Consider the following 21400-nt stretch of genomic DNA (forward strand, 5'->3'; position numbering starts at 1 on the left):
AAGAAACTGGGTAAATTGGGACAGTAAACCAAACCTAGAAGAGAAAGAGTAGAAGTATTTATAACTTCATAGGTTTGGCAATAATTTATTACACGGCTTTTATCCCTTTTCTGGCATTAGTAAACGCCTGCTTGTTTTAATATTTTGACATCGGGATCATCAAAACTAGCTAAAGCCGCAAAACTATCTAAAGCCGTCACATTTCCCGCAGAGGATGGAATAAAAGTTCCTGTGGCTGGATTATACACGAGGGATTTTTCAGTGACAGAGCCTCCAAACGTCACGATTGTTGCATTTCCATTTACTCGTGTAATAACAGTTCCAGATGTATAGGAGGCTTGTAGCCAAACATAAACAGTCGTTAGGGGTGTAAAAGTAACAGGGAACATCGCAGGAACAACTGCCGCATTAAGCGGTGATGGGTTAATCCCTTTGCTATTAATAGATGCTTTTTGTTGTAAGCCAAAAGTTAAGGCTGGATACTGAGTGTTTGGCATATTGTTGATCGCTTTATATGACCCACGAGGAGGTGCATCTGAATCTATAAATGGTCCTTGAAATGTTGCAGTAGAGTCAAAAGAATAATAAGCGGCATCATTAGCAGGAAAATCTGTTTCACTTAACCGCGTAATCACTGCACCATTTTGTATTACTTGGTTGGGGGAGGCATAAATGCTATATTGCTCTTCCCATTGAACTTTATTTCCTTGAAAGGGATCGAAGACTAGCCAAGTTACATTAGGACTTGATGCACCCACAGGTTTGGCTATCGTGATTTTTAGTTGTGCGGCTTTCATAATTTGTAAGTTCGCAGCATCAATTGAAAGATCAAGTGTATATTGAGGCATGGTTTTCTCCTTATTTTTGATTTGAGTTAATTTGATTTTTTAGAAACAATTTTAGACTTCTAAGTTGAATTAATGATCAATCAACTTCCGTCTTTTGTCTCTACACCGCTAAAACACTCTCAAAAATCCATTTCTGAATTTTTTAGATTAGCCATAGTGCCTTAAGCAAAATGCCTTGTCTTTTGGGTCAAAAGTGATTTGTTTAATCACCTTTGATACCAGAATAAGTTTTATTTTGAGTAATGGCAATCTCTAAAGTTAATACTTTTCTAATAGGTTTTTTTGAGCAGAATATTAGATTTATATTAGATTTATATTAGATTTATATTAGATTCAAAGGGTCACTTTATGGTATGACTTCCTCATCCCTGAAAGTAGAACAAATGAATTAATCTGTCGGCTAAAATTCTCAAAACCCTTTTACCCTCTGACTTGTAGCGGTTTCAGGGGATGAAAAGAAAGCAGCAAAAAAGCGATCGCTTATCCCTCAAGGAAAACACCTGCCCTAAGTAAGGAGATGCTACCACCGAATGATGAGTATAACCTTCCAATTAGTTCTGGCTTTACTTTCCCGTGGGCAAGTGATTTTACAAGGAGAAAACCATGACAAAAAAGCCTCACATTAAACTCATCCACATTGGAGAGTACATGGCTGAAGTGGAAGTAGAACTGATTGAGACTCCCGAAGGATGGTCGCCCTATTTATCATTAGAAGACGCTCAAAAATTAGATGATGTCCGAGAAGCCCTTCGTCAAGGTGATCTACAAAAAGCTTCCAATTTAGCACATCTTTACAAAATTACCCCTCTTACCGTTTAACTAAACTTTGACAAGAAAAAATTAAAAAGCGATCGCAATCCTTGAAAACAGACAGCGATCGCCTAACTTTTAACTATCACAAGCAACATTATTGGAGGGCTGATAATTCTTCTCGAAGAATACGGCGTAAATCGGACTGAGTGAGCGATCGCTCAGAAGGAGATTGGATATATTGTTTTAAAGCCTCATTAATTAGGGTTTGATAACCCATTCCTGCGGTTTCAGCCTGTTCTCGAAAATAAGCTAGAATCTCATCATCTAGATAAATGGTAATGCGTGTTTTTCCCTGAGAGGAAATGAGCGTCCCTCGTTTTCCTTGAGAAAAATCATATTCCTTTCTCATAAGTTTTTCTCTCTTGTTTTGTAGCACGACGAGCGGAAATCAAGGGAATGACTTCACCCCGCAAAGTATAAATAACCACTAATAGTGATCCCATGTTTCCCATCCCCACTGCAATAAAACGTTCTTCTGTTATACAACCGGGATCAAGATCATGAATAGCGAGGGGATCAAAAAACACCATTTCAGCTTCTGCAAAGGAAACACCGTGCTTTTGCCAGTTGGTTTTTGCTTTTCTGGGATCATATTCAAATGTCATACATACATTATATGTATCTTAGAGGGTTGAGTCAAGCTCAAAACCCCTTCAGAGTATCACACGGATCGCCTTACCTTACCACTTAGAGGGGTATTCAGGGGGAATGACAACTGTGCCATGTTGACATCCTCGCCGCCGTAAAACGGACGGCGATTCCCAAACCTCACGATTTGGGTTTCTGCTTCTTTCCCGAAGGATTTTTCGCACCTGCCTTAACAGATTTACTCTGTTCTGGTCTTATGGTCGCTCTACAGACTGACACCGCAAGCCCTGCGGCCAAAATATTTTTACTGGCGTTAATATCTCGGTCATGGTGCGTCCCACAGTCTGGACAGTCCCACTCTCGAACATTTAACGGCATTTTTTCAGCAATGTACCCGCAATTACTACACCTTTTAGAGCTAGGAAACCATCTATCTATTTCGATGTAATTTCTTCCGTACCAACGGCATTTGTAGGCTAATTGTCGGGTGATTTCTCCCCAGCTTACATCAGATATTGCCTGAGATAATTTCGGGTTTTTGACCATATTCTTGATGGCTAAATTCTCAACCACAATCGTTTGATTTTCACGAACTAATTGAGTGGTTAGCTTATGTAAATGGTCTTTTCTGCTATCGGTGATTTGAGCGTGAATCTTGGCTACTTTGATTCTTGCTTTTTCCCGATTTTTTGACCCTTTCTGTTTTCTAGAAAGATTTTTTTGCGCTTTTCGCAGTCTCCGATAATGCTTTTTAAAGTGCTTAGGATTAGATACTTTGTCACCATCGCTGGTAATCACAAGGCTACTAATTCCTAAGTCAATTCCAATGGCTTTATCTGTTACTGGTAAAGGCTTAATCGTTGGGTCATCAAATCTAATTGAAATATGCCAACGTCCAGAAGGATGTAATCTGACTGTTACTGTGCTTGGTTCACAGCTTTCTGGGATTTGTCTTGACCATCGAATAGGTAAAGGTTCTGTGCATTTAGCTAAATAGATTTATTTGTCTTTGAACTTAAAAGCAGATTTGGTAAATTCGGCACTTCCTCCTTGATGTTTTTTCTTAAAGCTAGGATACTTAGTACGACCAGCAAAGAAATTAGTGAAAGCTGTTTGTAGGTGTCTTAACCCTTGTTGTAAAGGTACACAGCTAACTTCATTGAGAAAGTGTAATTCTTCTTGTTTTTTCCACTCGGTCAACATTGAAGAAGTTTCAGTATATCCTACTCTTTCTTGTCTTTCATACCAAGCTTGTGTTCTGACATGGAGAGCTTTATTGTAAACCAATCTTACACAGCCCAGAGTGCGCCGCAATAGCGACTCTTGTTCGGGTGTGGGGTAAAATCGAAACGAATAGGCTTTTTCCATACCTCACATTTTAGCATATATTTTGTAAACGATGCTTATATTTAACAGTAAAGCCGTCGTAGAACGACGGGGTTTCAGACCCAAATTTTCGATGAAGAATCATTTTAAATTCAATCGCTTCCATTCGTTAAGTTTAATAAAGTGCTGTATCAAGTTTAACCCAATCAATCCAGGCAGTTTTAGGGGATGAAAAGAAAGCCGCAAAAAAGCGATCGCTTTTTCCCAATCAAATATAATTTAGGTAGAAAATTCCCAAAAAACCTCTATGCTCAACGGGTACAAAATTATTGATGCTGATTCCCATGTCATTGAACCCCCCGCAATGTGGGGACAATACCTAGAACCTAAATTTAGGGAATTTGCTCCTTCTGCTGACATGAAAATCAAAGGAGAACCGATTAGTCAAAAAATCTCCCCACAAGTACAAGCAGAAGGGAATAAGCAGATGAGGCAAGCTCATCCCCATGCTTATCTCAATCGCTATAATCCGGAATCCCATGTTCAAGCAATGACACAAATGGGGGTAGATAGGGCTTTTATTTATCCTACCTATGGACTGTGGTTATTTGCCATTGATAGCCTACCCGCCGAAGTGATGGGGGCTTTTGTCCGTGCCTATAATAGATGGTTATTAGAAGAATATTGTAGCTATGACCCGGCCAGACTCAAAGGAGTCGCTGCAGTCAATCAACATGATCCCGAAGACATGGTAAAAGAGCTACACCGCATGGCAAACTTGGGCTGGAAGGCGGTTTTTTTTGCGCCCTAATCCCGTTAAAGGTAGAATTTTGAGCGATCGAGCCTATGAACCCTTTTGGACGGCCTGCGAGGATTTGGACATGGCTGTAGGAATTCATGAAGGCACTCATAGCCGCTTACCCACCACTGGTGCAGAGCGGTTTAATAGTCGGTTTGCGCTTCATGCTTGTTCTCACCCGATGGAACAAATGATGGCACTGTTAGCCTTAATTGAAGGGGGGGTTTTAGAATGTCATCCTCAGCTAAGAATCGGATTTTTAGAGTCGGGCTGCGGTTGGTTTCCCTATTGGTTATGAAAGCTTGACGAAGAATACAAAAATTTATAGTATGATATAAAGAATAAGATTAGGTTGAACTTAATCCAAGTATTTTCCCTATCAATCTCAGATTATTAAGATATTATGACTGAAAACCCCAATAATTATAGTTCTAACTTACCTTCTGGTTGTCCCTTGATCCCAGAATCAATCATGACTGCGAATAGATGTGAACACACGGAGCTTAACTTAGAGATTGAAGGGCAATTACCAGAAGACTTGCAGGGTCATTTTTTTATGGTCGCACCAGTAGGAACGGTTGATTCTGGGGGTACCCCTTTTCCCGATGGCGACTCATTGTTGAATGGCGACGGTATGATTTACCGACTCGATTTTGATTGCCCCGGTGAAGCAAAGATAACAACACGATTAGCTAAGCCCCCTGATTATTATGCAGACAAGGCAACCTTCTTGAAAAGCCAATACCAAAAGTATAGATTTCGCAATCATGGAATTGTCCGCTTTTCTTGCGCACTTGGCTTTCGTAATGAGCTAAATACAGCTTTTCTAGTTATGCCATCAGGAAAGGAAGATGTCCTAGATCGTTTATTAGTGACCTATGATGGAGGCCGTCCCTACGAATTAGATACAGAAACCCTTGAAGTTGTTACACCTGTTGGCTGGAATCAAGAGTGGCGGGCCGAAATGAACAAACCACAATTTCCTTTCAAGACGATTTTGAGTACCGCCCATCCTGCTTTTGATAGTAATACGGGTGAAATGTTTACTGTAAATTATGGCAGAGCTATTATGAATCTGCTAAAGAGGCTCCCTTTTGCCATTGAATTAGATGAACTCCCCAAAGACATTTACCAATTAATGAGGACAGTCATTGGTTTTTATAATGCTAATATGTTGCGAAATATTTTTCAGTTGAATATTATGTGGGCTCAAGGTATTTTGCAACAGGCCATAAATGTAATTAAATATTTGCTTGGGGAAGATATTGAGAATTTTGTCTATCTGCTTCGCTGGGATGGGACAGGAAACTTAGAGCGTTGGAAGTTAAGACTTCCCGATGGTTCACCAGTAAAAATTGAACAAACCATCCATCAAATTGGAGTCAGCAAAGATTATGTGATTTTAATGGACACAGCTTTTATTGTCGGTTTAGAGCAGTTAATAAACAATCCAATACCAGAGAATAAACAACTCGAAGAATTAATCAGAAACTTACTCGAAAGCCCGAATCGACCGGATTCATATATTTATATTGTACGTCGTGGGGATCTCATCTCAGGACAGTACCCGATTGATTCTGACAAGGAAGTGACTGTCATCGCTAAAAAACTCATCATTCCTTTACCAGCTGCTCACTTTTTAGTTGATTACGAAAATCCTGATGGAAAGATTACGCTTCATGTTGCTCACATTGCTTCTTGGGATGTGGCTGAGTGGATTCGTAAATATGACTTATCGGCTTACCCACCCTATCATCCAATCGCCAAGCGGGTTTATTCTATGGAACCCAGTGAGATGGATATTAGCCGTTTGGGACGCTATGTAATTGATGGAAACCGAGGAGAAGTCATTCAATCAAATGTTATCTACTCATCTCCCTATACTTGGGGAACGGGTTTATACGCTTACCGAGATCGATTATCATCAGGAAGGCAACCCAAACGACTTGATGATATTTATTGGATTTCCTTTGGACTTTGGCAGGAAACGATGACAAAGTTTCTCTATGATTTATATAAAGATGCCCCCTACCGAGCAGTGCCTTTGGAGGATTTACTAAATTTAGCAAAACAAGGCGTTCCATCTTCCCTGTTTCGATTACATACCCCAGATGATTCCCTGAAGATTGCCGATTCTTATCAGTTTCCTAGGGGATATATTGGTGGTTCTCCTCAGTTCATTCCTCGCCATACAAGCGAAGAAAATTCTACAGAGGGTTACATCATTTGTAGCGTTTTTACCCCTCGTAGTAGCGAATTTTGGATTTTTGATGGGGGGGATCTGGCCAAAGGTCCTTTGACTAAGCTAAGACATCAGGATCTAAATTTTGGTTATAGTTTGCACACGGCTTGGCTTCCTACAATTGGTCGCCGTCAAGTGAGTTACAATATCCCTGTCAAATAGGATTTTCAGCAGTTGGTAAAGGACAGTTCCCCCGATATTCAAAAACTTTTTGAAGATGAAATATATCCCTTCTTTCCATCAGATAATGGACATTTAGTGTAGGAGATAAAGATTCGATGCTCGCTCTTCCTAACTATGAGATTAATCATAAGATTTACGAAGGGGTTAAAAGCGTCGTTTATCGCGGTAAATCTTGTCAGAAAGAACAGCCCGTAATCATCAAAGTTCTCAAAGCTGAATATCCCTCCATAGAAGAGATCGTTTCTTGGAGACAGGGGCATGAAATTATTCAAAATTTAAACTATGACGGGGTAGTTAAATCCTATGGTTTGGTTAACTATCGTCATGGTTTTGCCCTAATTCTCGAAGATTTTGGTGGTCAATCTTTAGCTGAATTTTTAACAACCCAACACCTTTCTATTTTTCAGTTTTTAACCATTGCTATCTCTTTGGCAGACATCTTAATTAAGATTCACCAAGTTCCCATTATTCATAAAGATATTAAACCCAGTAATATCCTCATCAACCGAGAAACAAAACAGGTTAAATTGACTGATTTTAGCATTGCTTCTAACCTAACATTTGAGCGGCAAACTATTACCAATCCTCGCTTTTTACAAGGAACACTGGCTTATATGTCCCCAGAACAAACGGGACGAATGAATCGCCGGATTGACTATCGCAGTGATTTTTATTCTTTGGGAGTGACCTTTTATGAAATGCTCACAGGAATGTTGCCCTTTAGATCTCAGGATTTGATGGAGTTAGTTCATTGTCATATTGCGAAACAACCTCCTCCTTTAGAACAATTCTCAGTTCCGCCGATGATTTCTAACATTGTTAGAAAACTAATGGCAAAAAATGCAGAAGAGCGTTATCAAAGTGCTGCTGGACTCAAATTTGATTTGGAAACTTGTTTATGTCAACTAGAAAAGCAGAGCCGGCTTAAGATTTTTGCTTTGGGAGAACGGGATTATCCCAATCAATTGCTGATTCCTCAAAAACTCTATGGAAGAAGTCAAGAAATAGTGAGATTACTAGAAGCATTCAAACGAGTAGCAAACCCAAAAGTAGCAGCAGTAGAAAAAGTTGAATCTGCAATCGAAATAATGTTAGTCTCTGGTTATTCAGGAATTGGTAAGACATCCATTGTTAATGAAGTTCAAAAAGCAATTGTTGAAGCGAGAGGATATTTTATTAGGGGAAAATTTGAGCAGTTAAAACGCAATATTCCTTATCTAGCTCTGATTCAAGCATTTCAAGAATTAATTCGCCAGTTATTAACTGAAAATCAGGAGGAAATTGAATCGTGGAAAGACGATATTATCAGGGTTATTACGCCAAATGCTCAAATTATTATCGATGTCATTCCTGAAGTTGAATTAATCATTGGTAAACAGCCAGAAGTTCCTCAATTAAACTCTCTAGAAGCTGAAAATCGTTTTAATCAAGTTTTTAAAGAGTTCATCAAGGTTTTTTGTACTCCTAATCATCCTTTGGTAATTTTTCTTGATGATTTACAATGGATAGATTCGGCATCCCTAAAATTATTGCAACTTATAGTGACCGATAAAAGAGGCAAATATTTGTTTTTTATTGGTGCTTATCGAGATAACGAGGTTAGTTCAACTCATCCCTTAACCTTGATGCTAGAGAAACTAAAAACTACCCATTTAGTGATCAATCATCTTGAAATTCAACCCTTATCTTATGACAATGTTCGACAATTAATTGAGGAAACTTTTAACGGTAAGGTTAATAGGGATGAGCTTAAAGATTTAGCCGAGTTAATTTTTTATAAAACCCAAGGCAATCCTTTCTTTATCTCTCAGTTTCTTAAAACTTTATACAGTGAAAATTTAATAACCTATCAAGTCAATATAGATCGTTGGATTTGGTCTAGTGAGGCTATACAATCTGTCGGTATTACTGATTATAATGTTGTGGAATTAATTGTTAGAAATATTGGTAAACTTCCTGAAAAAACGCAACAACTAATCAAATTAGCTGCTTGTATTGGCAACTCTTTTAGTTTAGATTTATTGGCATTTGTTCAACAAAAATCTATCTCCGCTACAGCGAAAGAATTAGCGATAGCTCTTCAACAAGGATTTATTTTACCTCAGTCAGAAGACTATAAACTTCCTTTATTGTTTGATCAGATAGAATACCAACAGTTAAATTTAGAAAATGTAGAGATTAAATACAAATTTTTACACGATAGAGTACAGCAAGCAGCCTATTCACTTATTCCCGAATCAGAACGAAAAGCAACTCACTTGCAAATTGGTCAATTTCTTCTCAAAAAGACAACTCCTCAAGCTCAAGAAAACAAATTATTTGACATAGTTAATCAACTCAATTTTGGGATTGATTTGTTAAAAGATACCTCAGATAAAGAACAGTTGTGTCAATTAAATTTAAGGGCGGGAAAGAAAGCTAAATCGGCTAATGCTTACCAAGCTTCAGTCAATTATTTACATTTTGCTTGTCAGCTTTTATTATTAGATAGTTGGCAAAAGCAATATGAGCTTACCTTTAATATTTATCTTGAATTAGTAGAAGCTCACTATCTGAATACTAATCTAGAAACGGCTGATAATCTCTGTGATTTTGCTTTACTGCACGTCCGAGGTCCTTTAGAACAAGTTAAATTTTACGAAATAAAGATTAAAATAAACTTGGCTAGAGGCGCAATAGATTTAGCTCTAAATAACGGACAAAAAGCTTTAGAAATTTTAGGCATATCTTTAGTGGAATCACCACCACAAGCGTTAAACATTGAAAAATTAGCCAGATTAGGAGTGATGAAAGAACCTAATAAGTTGATGGCAATGAAGATTTTTAGTCTTATTTATGCTCCTGCTTGTTTTGCCGAAAGTTCTATAGCATTACCAATTCTCTATACTGAGATTACCCTATCCCAGCAGTATGGCAATTCACCCCCAGTCGTTTATGCTTATGCTGTTTATGGAATTATTGTCTCTTGGCTCATGTTAGATATTGATTTAGCTTATCAACTTGGACAATTATCTTTACGGGTTTTAGAGAAATTAAATGCCAAGGATTTTTGGTCGAAAGCTTATGTCTCAATTTCTATTAATATAACCTATAAAAAACATCATATTAAACAAACGCTTGAACCCCTTAAGAAATCTATACAAAAGGCTCTGGAAGTTGGCGATCTTGAATTTGCTTGCCATGGGGCTAATTTCTACTGCGATCATTTATTATTTGTAGGGAATAACTTAGAATTCGTTCATAATCAGCAAAAACAATATATTGATTTTATTGCTCAATATCAGCAAGAACATCCCTTAAATTTAATAAAAATATGCGCCCAATTTGTCGAAATTTTAGTAAATGAATCCGTCGTCAAAAACTTGACGGGTACTATCCTCGACGAGGAAAAGTCTTTAAGGCAGTTACTCCAAGTTAACAATCGAATTTCTGTCTTTAATATTTATTTTTATAAAGCTTGGCTTTGTTACTTGTTTAAAGATTATCCTCAAGCAATAGAAAACAGTAAGATCGCCCTTGAATATTCAGGTTTTGTGAAAGCGGAAATTATTTTTACAGAACATAATTTTTATTATTCTTTGGCATTACTAACTCAATAGAACTCTTGCAAATTAATTATATGTTATAATGATGGGTTAACTAATTTTCCCCAAAAAATTAGTTAATCAGTACATTCGTCCTGAATGAAAACTTGAAGTTTAACTTTTAACTCAAAACTCTTTAGAGCTGCTTTAATTTGGTTATCAAAACCTCTTTATTTAAGCGGCACAAACTATCTCAATTATAAAAATTGAGAATAAATTCTCCTTGACTTGATTAATCTTTAGGCAACTTTTAAGAAGCTGCTATACCTATCCCTAACTCACAGTTATAAATAGCCGCCAACAAGTTAACTCTTAAACTATATCTTCGACGACGATTCCGATATTTACAGGATAAGATTTTAAAGATTTTGAGTTTCCTATTTATATGTTCAATGATAATCCTTTCTTTGGCTAAAGCCTTGTTATACTCTTTTTCTAACTCTGTTAATTTTCTATTTTTCGATTTCTTTTTCGGTGTATAACTATTACTATGGTATGCAGCTATTCCCTGATAACCACTGTCTTCTATGCTGGTAGTTAAAGGATGAAAACGAACTCGACTTTTTTTAAATAAACTAAAATCATGACCTCTACCTTTCCCACAGAAGACACAGATAATTTCCTCTGTATTTTGATCAGCTACTAATTGGGATTTTAAAGTATGATAACCTCTTTTACCCGAAAAAAAATCTTTCTGTTTCTTTTGGGGGCGTTCAATGGGAGTTTCCGTTACATCCATTACCGTTATGACCGGTATCTCTGCTTGATTGAGTAAAGCTTTTTTTCCTTTTAAACGGAAGTTTCCCGATTGTAAAAGCATTTTTTCCGTCTTATTTACAATCCGACATATAGTTGATTCTGATAGTTCCCAGCTTGTACCAATGTGAAAATATGTTCTATATTCTCGCCAATATTCTAACGTTACTAAAACTTGTTCTTCTATAGATAGTTTAGGTTTCGGTCCCCTTTTAGATGGTGAATTAGAGTCGGCTTCAACACTTTTTACTGATTCTACCATCTTTCTATATGTTTGTTTGTACACACCGAAACGGCGTTTGAATTGTTCATCTGATAAGTTTTGATAATCCATAATTTTGCTAATAAACATAGCAAAATTATAGATGATTTCCTGACCTAAGATCACATTTTATTCTTTTTTCCACTTCAATCTAAGAATTGAGAAAAAAGCAAAACCTTATATTATACCATAAAAAAATTATGCAAGAGGTCTAATATCCATCCCTCGATCAAAAAAATAAAAAACAATATCTTAAGCAAGTCAAAGAAAATCAGAAACTGATGAAATGTTGGCAAGATCATGCCCCGATGAATTTTCAGCATAAATACAATTTAATACAGGCAGAAATGGCTCGTGTTTTGAGAAAACCTTTGACAGCAATGAAATATTATGATAGTGCTATAGCAGGAGCAAAGAAATATGAATTTATTCATGAAGAGGCTTTAGCTTATGAACGTGCCTCTGAATTTTATTTTACTTTAGGTAGAGAAGAAATCGGTAAATTATATCTCAGAAATGCTTATCATTGTTACATTCGTTGGGGTGCAAAGGCCAAAGTTAAACAATTAGAAGAAGAATACCCTCAATATTTATTAGGCATCAGCAATCAAAACAAATCTAAAGGACTGAGTACCACCATTTCAACCACTGGTAATGATGGAGCAGTTCTTGATTTAACCACTATTCTTAAAGCCTGGCAAGCGATTTCTGGAGAAATTAAACTAGAAAATCTCCTAACAAATTTAATGAAAATTGTCATTGAAAATGCAGGAGCGCAGAAAAGTTGTCTGATTTTAGAACAGGAAGGAAATTGGGTCATTGAAGCTCAAGGAACAATTGATCAAGAAACGCTTAATATCTTACAGCCGATTCCCATAGAATCTATCGACCATGATCATTCAATTCCTATCTTACCCACCAGTATTATTTACTATGTGGCTCGGACAAAAGAAACTATCGTTTTAAATGATGCCACTTCATCAGGTCAATTTACCAACGATTCTTACATTATTGCTAAAAAAACTAAATCCATTCTTTGTACTCCTTTACTCAATCAAGGTCAATTAAAAGGAATTGTTTATTTAGAAAATAATTTAACAACAGGCGCATTTACCTCAGAAAGGGTTGAACTATTAAATATTCTAGCAGCTCAAGCTGCTATCTCTATTGATAACTCCAGACTCTATCAAACCTTAGAACAAAGAGTAGAAGAACGGACAAAAGAACTCACAAACACTTTAGAGGTACTGAAAGCAACCCAAGCAGAACTTATCTTTGAAAATGACCTACTTAAAAGTGCTGAACAACCTCCCAAATTTGTCTATCAAGTGGGGGGCAGTTTACCGATGGATGCACCGAATTATGTGGTTCGACAAGCTGATCGCAATCTTTATAAAGCTCTCAAACAAGGTCTATTTTGCTATGTTTTAAATGCACGTCAAATGGGAAAATCTAGCTTAATGGTGCGGATGATGAGCCAATTACAAAAGGAGGGAATTAGATGTGCAGTAATTGACTTAACTCGGCTAGGAACAGACAATATTACCCCCGAACAATGGTATAAAGGATTAGCCGTTGATCTGCTCCGCAGTTTTGGATTAATCAAAGAATTGAAAACTTTTAAAGCTTGGTGGAGTGAACAATTAGACCTGCCTCCTGTACAACGATTAGGACAATTTATAGAAAATTTTCTTCTAGTTAATGACGATTTTGATCAGCGGCAATCTGGAAAATCGACTGTTATATTTATTGATGAAATTGATAGCATTTTAGGGTTAAAATTTGATGTCTCTGACTTTTTTGCTTTAATTCGTTCTTTTTATAACCAGAGAGCGATTCAACCTCAATTTCAAGAGCTAACTTTTGCCTTTTTTGGTGCTACCACACCTTCAGCTTTAATTACTGACCCCCAGAAAACACCTTTTAATATTGGTAACGCTATTGAATTAGCAAGTTTTAAAGAACACGAAGCCCAACCTTTATTATATGGGTTAACAGAAAAAGTCAGTAATCTTCAGACAATGCTCAAACAAGTCTTAAGCTGGACGGGAGGGCAACCTTTCTTAACCCAAAAACTCTGTCAACTGATGCGGGATAGTGAGCAACCAATCCCCTCTAATCAAGAAGAACAATGGTTGGCCAACTTAGTAGCAGAAAAAATTATTCAAGATTGGGAGATGCAGGATCAACCCGAACATTTAAAAACCATTCAAGATCGCCTTCTTCAAAGTCCAAACCGACCCCAGTTATTAACCTTGTATCGACAAATCCTGCATCAAGAACCAATACAGATTGATAACAATCCCTATTTACCTGAGTTATTTTTATCTGGATTAGTGGTAAAACGCCATGGAAAAATGGACGTTCATAATCGGATTTATCAGACGATATTTAATAATGATTGGCTTGAGCGATCACTGTCTTAATACCATGGTTCAAAAATTTATTTATACCGAACCAGTATATTGACTTATAAAGTACTTTTGATACAACTGACAACTGACAATTGCTTTATTTTCTCTGAGTTTAATTAAACCCATACTATTAAGTTTATAAGCAATAATTGGATCGACTATCATTGGTTGATTCCCTTGACAAATCTGTTGAAAAATACCGGCAAGTTCGGGTTGTTTTTGTAAAGTGACCCAGTGAAGCTGTAAATGAGAGGAATAAATTCCCGTTGATGTAGTTGCTGATTTGATTAAATCTGGCATCGTGATTTGCTCTTGGCTAAGATGATAAATCGCTAAATGAATCAAGGCAGGATGTCCCCCCACTAAGTCGATCAATTGTTGAATTTCGTTGGTTGCTAATTCATTTAATTGATATTTTTTTGCCAATTCTGCCACTTGTTCTTGACCAAAACCCTGTAACTCTATGGGTAATCCCACATTAAAAGGAGACTGTTCTAATCGCAGAGAAACATAAGATTCTGTGGATTGAACAATAATTAAACGTAATTTCTGCCACAGGGGAGATCGCTTAGATTCTTCATAACAAGCTCTGATTAAAGGTAAAAAATCTTCTGCTACTTTCGGATGTTCAAAGACTCGATGCACTCCATCTAAAGCCAATACCAGTGGCTGTTTTATCTCTCGTAAAATATACTCTTCAAAATAAATTGTCCAACTCATTTTAATTCCTATATCTTCATCCCAATAATCATCTAATTTGGCTTCTAAATTCAACTGCCGAGCGCAATTACGGCAGATCCAGCGTAAGAACTTGTTAAAATTTGCTATGATGTCTTGGTCTGCTTTTTGTAAATCTAAACTAACAATTTGATAACCGAATTGCTGTTGACAAGCCTCTAAAATTGTTAATAATAAAGACGTTTTCCCCCATTTGTTGGGAGCTTTAATGCGTACTAACGCCCCAGATTGTCCGATTTCCTCGATAATTTTTGCTTCAAGTTTTGTTCGTTTTAGATAATAATAAGAATTATAGGGAATAGGAGCATCGGGGTATTCTGGACGCTCATTTTGGAGATATTCCTGATCGCAATACTGAAGCGATGTGGAGTTGGTAAAATGAGATTGTAGTCTAGATAAAAAATTTTTCTTATTGATCGTTTGTCCGATCAGTTGCGAGACTCTATTATAGAGTCCTGGGGCAACTACATTGGCAAGATAGCCGCTACTATAACCATTTTCTTGGGCAATTTCTTGATAGTTCTTTTTCTGCCAAAGTCCTCGCAATAATAATTGTTCTGTGTCATTGAGACAGCGATTCTCAAGCTTGAGCAGTTGCCCATTAAGAATCTCTTGGATTTCCTCGAATTTCATTATTTTTGTCCAAGGTAAGAAGATTTGAAGAAATAGATTGTTTTATTTTCCAGTTCCGTTGCAGCCAGAAAGCCTGAATCTTGACATAACAGCACCGATTCAAACTAGAATTGGTATATTTGACAAACAAGCTGACGAGAACCAGCAACCGACAAAATTGTGCGATGGCAACCCTGAGAGGGATTCAATTCCCCTCTTGCTAGGAAATTATAGCATTTCTTGTCAAGGTCAATTACACGGGAGCAATTATCTCTTGATCATTTCTATCAAAACCCCTAAGTCTTCAGCGTCTAACTTCTCGATAATCCTATTAAGAATTAATTCGGAAAAATCCTCACAGGAGTTGACTAGACAGGGTTTTAGCAATCAGATGTACTGCATTTAAACTGCTTATTCGCAATTTAAATGCAGTGGCTGCTCCCAATCTTGCCAACAACTCTGAACAGTTACTGTTCATCCCTCAATATACTTGCTCCCAGAGCTTCTAGGGTTTCTTGCAGCATTTCAGCGCGAGAGATATTACCCTGATCTTTCAATAATTGTAGGCCTTTTTGCCAAATCTCGATCGCCTCATTATAACTACCGAAAACTATATAAGCCACCCCTAGATTTTGGTAAATAGTGGGATTATCGGGGTTTAACTTGAGAGCTTTTTTATAAGCTTTAATCGATTCTGGTAGCCGGTGCAGTTGTTTGAGAACCAGTCCTAAATTATAGTAACCATCGGCATAGCTAGGATCAATTTCTACGGTTTTCTCAAAGACAGATAAGGCAGTTTCGTATTTTTCTGCTTCGTATAATAACCCACCTAAATTATTATAAGCACCCAGTTTTAATTTATCTAAAATTGGCTGCTTAATCGCTTTAACAAAATGATCGCCTGATTGCTTAAATTCCTCCACTGAATAATAATAATTAGCGAGATGATAATATAACTCGTATAAAATATGTGGATTAGAGCCATGGCATTTTAAACCATGTTTGAGCAGCTTAAAACCCTCTTTATCCCTGCCAATCTTCAGATATAACCCTCCCAATTTACTACACACATAGGGATCGTGGGGATGTTGTTGATAAAAGCCCTCCATCGCTTTTCTTGCCCGTTCAAACTTATCTAGGCTGGCTATTTTATCGACGGTGTAACCGTAGTGAAAGATAGCAATTTCTGGCAGTTCAACTATTTTCCAACCCGGTTCTTTTTTTAATAAAATAGCCACATTATCATCAATAATTGAGTGATAGGGACGGGTAAAAGTGACTTGAGGATGTCGGCGAAATAGCCGCGAAATTAGAGAATAGGGTGATTGTATGGCTCCGATTTCATGGCGGATTAAATTAATAACTAAATTTTCCTCTTTTTCCATAGCCCGACGCATTTTCGGTACGATAGCAGGATTTAATTCCTCATCGGCATCAAGAACTAAAATCCAATCGCCAGTAACATATTTTAAAGCCTCATTTCTGGCCTCGGAAAAATTCCCCCGCCAATCGTAGCTAGGAACTATAGCACCGTAACTTTTAGCAATAGCAATCGTATCATCGGTCGAACCCGTATCCATAACGATCATCTCATCCACCACCTCTTTAACGCTATCCAAACAGCGCCGGAGATTTTCGGCTTCATTTTTGACAATCATGCAGAGACTAAGTTTAGGCATAACTTTATCAACTCTAGCGGTTAATCTTGAGCGATAGCAGCTGATCAATAACCCACTGATTACCACTCATCGATTATTAATTATCTTCCGAGTCTATCTTAAACCGTTCTACCGAAGAAAGCAGCTCCCGGGAGATACTCACCAATTTTTGCAAAGAACCCGCCACCTGTTGAGATTCTTGGGAAGTTTCCTGAGCGGTTAACTCCACCGACTGCATAACTTGGGCGACATTGAGGGAATTTTCCCGTTGTTTGACCGTATCGGCGGTAATCGATCGCACCAGCGTATCGATGCGGTTAGAAACTTGGATAATATCTTCTAGGGACTTCTTGGCCTGTTCCGAGCGCTCGGTGACATCGATAACCTGTTGAATCCCTTCCTCCATTGCCATCATTACCGAACCCGTTTCCGATTGAATCTGTAAAACGATCTGTTCAATTTCCTTAAGAGATTTAGCCGATCTATAGGCTAACTGACGTACCTCATCGGCCACCACCGCAAAACCGCGGCCTGCATCTCCTGCTCGCGCCGCTTGAATCGAGGCATTAAGAGCCAATAAATTGGTTCGCGAGGCAATCTGAGAGACTACTGCGACAATTTTCGAGATTTCCTGGGAAGCTTCTGCCAAACGCTTGACTTTTCGCGCCGTTTCTGATACCGTGTCGCGGATTTGCAGAATTCCCGCCACGGTTCTTTCCACGGAATCGCCCCCCTTGAGAGCGGTGATCGAGGAAGTGCGGGCGACTTCTTCGGCTTCTCTGGCGTTTTCTGCCACCCTTTGAATTGAGTCGGTCATCATCTGTACCGAATTAAGGGTGACGGCCAACTCCTCCGCCATCCGCAGGGCATCGCTAGACTGATTGCGGGCGAAAGATTCACTATTGGTACTGGCTTGATTCACCTGTTTTGCCGCTTTTTTCACCTGTCGGACAATTTCGCGCAGGTTTTGGATCGTCAAATTAAAAGCATCGGCCACCGCCCCTAAAACATCGGCACTTACCTCCGCTTCCACTGTCAGATCCCCCCGAGCCGCTCCTTCCACATCATCGAGAAGTCGAATTACTTGCCTTTGTAGATTTTTCCGTTCCCGTTCCGTTTCGGCGGCGCGGCCTTGGGCCAAGGTGGTGATAGTTGCCACCACCTGGGCCATCTGATTGAAACGATTGGCCAGTTGACCAAATTCATCTTCCGAGTAGATCGTCGCTTTAGCGTTAAAATTGCCTTCCGAAAGATGATCGAATTGGCTTTGCAAATCGTCGAGACTGCGCTTAATTTGACTAATTAGCAACTGTAAACCTAGCCAAGTTAGGGCAAAGGTTCCCAATCCAGTTAATAACATCATTGCTGGTTTCGGTTGACTCCAAGGAGAAAGGCTGGCTGGTGCTGGTGGTATTGGGGCTGGTTTGGGGGCAACTTTTGCAGAAAGCCAAGAGGTGGTGCTAACGGCAAAAATTAACACCACTGGGGTAATACCCGCTAAAGCCGCTAAAATTAGTTGCTTTTTGCCCAAAGAAGCATTGACAAAAAAGGCTAATTTGCCCGGATTGACTTCCACCACTGGCCCGAGCAGGCGCTCGGAAACAGGGCCAAGATGACTATCTCTTTTGTCATCGGGGATTTCTAGACGAGAAGGATGAAAACTAGGCTCTCCCACAGCAGAACTGGCATTAAGGCTCGCCCTGGGTTCGGGGACAAAACCAGCAGTTAAAGCTTCCTCTCCCGAACCGGTAAATAGCTCCGATTCCCCCAGTTCTTCGCCTATATCCGTCAGACGTAGTTGGGAAAAACCGTCTAAATCCTCATCATTGAGTTTTAGTTCTCTAAAATCTCTGGCTTCGTCTTCCTCGTATCTTTTTTGAGTGACTCTGCCCTGATTAAGGTCAGTTTTCGCCGCTTGTCGGCGGGGCAGTTCCGGGTCAATGGCAAAAGTGCTTGTTTCTGGGGCATCGGCATAGGATAACTCCTGATCTCGACCGGTGACGGGATTTTCCCGCCAGTCAGCCGTAAAAGTGGCTTCTCCCGTTGATCCTAACCCACCGCCCCACCCTTCCTGCAGCGGGTCAATCTCCGCTGCTTCCAAAAAGGGGAAAGGGGGTTCTCCATCCGCAGAATCCCCGGACCACTGGGAACCGTGAGAGCCTGAACCAGCCAGGATAAGGGAACTAAAGGCGGTTTCCTCGGATTCCCCAAAATCATCGCCATAGGAATCAACTGTACCCGCCGTAGGCTCTCCGAAATCCTCGTCATTGAAAAGACCACTATCCCAGTCCATTACCTCCTGTTGTCGCTCGATAGCAGCCGCTTGCGACCCCCCGGACAAAGAATTGCTGAAACCTTGACTGGGATCGAAAGCTGCCTCGCTGTAGGCAATGCTTTCCGCAGCGGCGATCATAAAATCTCCATTCTCGGCTTCAAAACGCGATTGCTGAATCTGATCGAGACCCCGTCGAGCATAATCTACCAGCTCAAAGAAATTGGCAGAATTTTTGGCCAATTCCAGCACTTTTTCGTAACGTCCCTCGGCCAAGCTGTATTGTTGTAGTCCGACATAAATGTGTCCCTGTAAAAGGATGACGTTGGCATCATCGGGATACTTGCTGATCATTTCTTTGACAATGACGGCGGCATCCTCAAGGTTGCCCTGGCAATAGGCGGTGTTCGCCTTGCCATAGAGTTTCGCATATTCTTTCCCTGACGGCATTTGTCCCTCCCCTAGTAAAGATAAAGTGGTGAAGTAGTTAGTAGTTTCAAGAAATAATTACTATAAATGCTATTCTGCTATTTTTTTGAGGTTTTAAGCCGCCCAACGGCTAGAACGGAGTATGCCCAGATGATCGAGTAGTCTTAAGGTTTTTTTTGATTCTTGGCCCAGAATCCACTCTCCCCGCACATAGGGGGCGATCTGATCGGGAATACTGACGACACTACCTAGTTTATCTGGGTCGAGCCATTTCATATCTCCCAAACGTTGCACCGCTAAACCGAGGATCGTTTCCTGTTCTTCAATCACAATTACAGGGATTTCGGCTCGATCGGTGTTTAAGGGGCTGCTATCTCCCAAAAATTGCCCGATATCCGCCACCCAGATCACTTGACCCCGAAGATTGATCGTGCCGAGAAGCAAGGGTGAAGCATTGGGAATGGGGGTAATGCGATCGACTGGTTGCTGCATCACCTCGCGAATACCCACGGAACTAAGGGCAAACTCGTCCTGAGAGGGTAGATAAAATCGCAAGTACAGTTCACCGAAGGGAGTTTCTAATTCCTGAGTGTCGGGGGCGGTATTTTGAGCGTCACCAGTAAAAAAATCGGTATCGTTAAGCATTTGTTTTGTTCTCCTGTAAGTAGGGTTTGCTGAAAAAGTTTGTTGGTGGGGTTAGTAGCCGGTCGTCAGTAGCCGGTCGTTTCAGGCTTTGTTGCCCTCTTTTTTTTGTACCAGCTTATGTACTATAAAAAGGATAATGCAAGGTTTTTGAATGTCCCAATCCTATATTCTTGTACTAACATCGGATTTTAACAGGTCAAAAGCCTTATTTTAAAAGGGTTTTACCATTATTCAGCAAGCCTTAAGTAATATTTGGGGCGGCGTTTTTAGCTATCTCGACCTATACCATGACTAGACTGTCCCTGGTGAAGGCGATTTTATCGGCGCAGCAGTTGTTTAACGATGCAAATGAACTCAATAGGTTCAAAGGGTTTGACAATGTAGGCATCGGCTCCGATTTTCGGTTCTTCCGAACTTACACTGTAGAAAATTCCTCAAGCTCCCTCTCTGCACAGCAAGGCTCTAAAGTTGATAAATATCAATTTAACAAAAACTCAAAGCCTTAGTGTACAAACTTTACAAGCATGAGTTGTTGATAGTTTTACATGACAGGTTCGGTAGAACCCGATTTTCATGCCCTCTCAACCAGCAGTCATAACTCATTTTCGCTCAAAGGTTTGCTTAAATAATCGGTTGCCTCCACCATTTTGGCTTTTACCCTTGCCAGTGGCCTCCCCCTTGACTGGTTAAACCGTCGAGTTTTGGTAGGGCGATATCCCAGAGAATGAGAGCAGCTTCGATCACTATAGCCTGAGCGAGAGCTTCTTAGGGAAAAGATCCCAGGAATAGTTGGAATTTTCTAAAATACTCTCGACTTTTTCACCAATACTGAGATCGCCATCAATAGTTCTCTTGTTCTTTGTCCTAGTTCAATCAATTGTAAAATACTGGGAATGTCAATCTCATTGAAGCTTCCTGGCTCTTCTGGTTTCTGTGTGGAAACGAGGTCTATACTGATAGTTTCTTCGACAAAATAGTCCTAAAAGTGTTACCCGATAAGCATTTCACGATTCCATAAGCAAAAATTATCACACAAAGTCGAGAAGAGCCGCTTCCTTGCCTAATTTCTCGGAATCTCCCCCACTAGACGCTATTTCTTTTGGTCTAGAATAACCTAGAGCAGTTATCTTAATGGTGAGGTACGAAGTCTCTAGTCTTGGGCAATACTGGAAGAGGAGGTGTTAGTCTGGAGATGATACCAAGTCTCGTCATACTTCATCTTGAGATTGAG

Annotated in this window: 11 protein-coding genes and 3 pseudogenes; 5 read left to right on the forward strand and 9 right to left on the reverse strand. The window is 39.4% G+C overall.

The window, feature by feature from the left end; translation table 11 throughout:
* Positions 1-116: 116 nt before the first annotated feature.
* Entirely contained in the window at positions 117-848 is a 732-nt protein-coding gene (locus ACQY1Y_RS21710) for a hypothetical protein (protein ID WP_430013551.1), read from the reverse strand.
* A 603-nt stretch (positions 849-1451) separates the two neighbouring features.
* On the opposite strand from ACQY1Y_RS21710, the gene ACQY1Y_RS21715 reads away from it, so the two are divergent.
* Complete coding sequence (locus tag ACQY1Y_RS21715) at positions 1452-1667, forward strand: hypothetical protein (RefSeq protein WP_002757627.1); 216 nt, start codon at positions 1452-1454, stop codon at positions 1665-1667.
* An 88-nt stretch (positions 1668-1755) separates the two neighbouring features.
* Here ACQY1Y_RS21715 and ACQY1Y_RS21720 read toward each other — a convergent pair whose 3' ends face one another.
* From ACQY1Y_RS21720 to ACQY1Y_RS21730, 3 genes and pseudogenes are all read right to left on the reverse strand, one after another.
* Positions 1756-2010 (reverse strand): BrnA antitoxin family protein, encoded by a 255-nt coding sequence (locus tag ACQY1Y_RS21720; RefSeq protein ID WP_004267893.1) that lies wholly within the window; start codon positions 2008-2010, stop codon positions 1756-1758.
* Positions 1994-2266, reverse strand: a complete 273-nt coding sequence (locus ACQY1Y_RS21725) for a BrnT family toxin (RefSeq protein WP_271930865.1) — start codon at positions 2264-2266, stop codon at positions 1994-1996. The genes ACQY1Y_RS21720 and ACQY1Y_RS21725 overlap by 17 nt, the downstream gene beginning before the upstream one ends.
* A gap of 163 nt (positions 2267-2429) precedes the next feature.
* Positions 2430-3617 (reverse strand): annotated as a pseudogene (locus ACQY1Y_RS21730) (RNA-guided endonuclease InsQ/TnpB family protein).
* A 265-nt stretch (positions 3618-3882) separates the two neighbouring features.
* Here ACQY1Y_RS21730 and ACQY1Y_RS21735 point away from each other — a divergent pair.
* The 3 genes and pseudogenes from ACQY1Y_RS21735 to ACQY1Y_RS21745 form a co-directional block, all read left to right on the forward strand.
* Positions 3883-4669, forward strand: a pseudogene (locus ACQY1Y_RS21735) (amidohydrolase family protein); the annotation flags it as partial.
* Between the two features lie 108 nt (positions 4670-4777).
* Complete coding sequence (locus ACQY1Y_RS21740; protein WP_430013552.1) at positions 4778-6778, forward strand: carotenoid oxygenase family protein; 2001 nt, start codon at positions 4778-4780, stop codon at positions 6776-6778.
* Positions 6779-6894: 116 nt separating this feature from the next.
* Positions 6895-10398 carry an ATP-binding protein gene (locus tag ACQY1Y_RS21745; protein ID WP_430013553.1) on the forward strand — a complete coding sequence of 1168 codons (3504 nt, stop codon included), beginning with the start codon at positions 6895-6897 and terminating at the stop codon, positions 10396-10398.
* Between the two features lie 235 nt (positions 10399-10633).
* Here ACQY1Y_RS21745 and ACQY1Y_RS21750 read toward each other — a convergent pair whose 3' ends face one another.
* A complete protein-coding gene (locus ACQY1Y_RS21750) occupies positions 10634-11491 on the reverse strand; it encodes an IS5-like element ISMae4 family transposase (protein ID WP_002732125.1) in 858 nt (285 codons plus the stop codon).
* A 161-nt stretch (positions 11492-11652) separates the two neighbouring features.
* On the opposite strand from ACQY1Y_RS21750, the pseudogene ACQY1Y_RS21755 reads away from it, so the two are divergent.
* A pseudogene (locus ACQY1Y_RS21755) lies at positions 11653-13827 on the forward strand (AAA-like domain-containing protein); the annotation flags it as partial.
* Positions 13828-13848: 21 nt separating this feature from the next.
* Here the strand turns inward: ACQY1Y_RS21755 and ACQY1Y_RS21760 are convergent.
* The 4 genes from ACQY1Y_RS21760 to ACQY1Y_RS21775 all read right to left on the reverse strand — a co-directional run bounded on the left by ACQY1Y_RS21760 (position 13849) and on the right by ACQY1Y_RS21775 (position 20169).
* Positions 13849-15186, reverse strand: coding sequence for an AAA-like domain-containing protein (locus tag ACQY1Y_RS21760; protein ID WP_430013554.1), 1338 nt, complete (start codon positions 15184-15186; stop codon positions 13849-13851).
* A 446-nt stretch (positions 15187-15632) separates the two neighbouring features.
* Positions 15633-16844, reverse strand: coding sequence for a glycosyltransferase (locus ACQY1Y_RS21765; RefSeq protein ID WP_430013555.1), 1212 nt, complete (start codon positions 16842-16844; stop codon positions 15633-15635).
* A 76-nt stretch (positions 16845-16920) separates the two neighbouring features.
* A complete protein-coding gene (locus ACQY1Y_RS21770) occupies positions 16921-19545 on the reverse strand; it encodes a methyl-accepting chemotaxis protein (protein WP_430013556.1) in 2625 nt (874 codons plus the stop codon).
* A 93-nt stretch (positions 19546-19638) separates the two neighbouring features.
* On the reverse strand, positions 19639-20169 hold the full coding sequence (locus tag ACQY1Y_RS21775; protein WP_002739344.1) for a chemotaxis protein CheW: 531 nt from the start codon (positions 20167-20169) through the stop codon (positions 19639-19641).
* Positions 20170-21400 lie beyond the last annotated feature (1231 nt).

It is taken from the genome of Microcystis ichthyoblabe FBCC-A1114, assembly GCF_050500245.1.
Lineage (GTDB): Bacteria > Cyanobacteriota > Cyanobacteriia > Cyanobacteriales > Microcystaceae > Microcystis > Microcystis ichthyoblabe_A.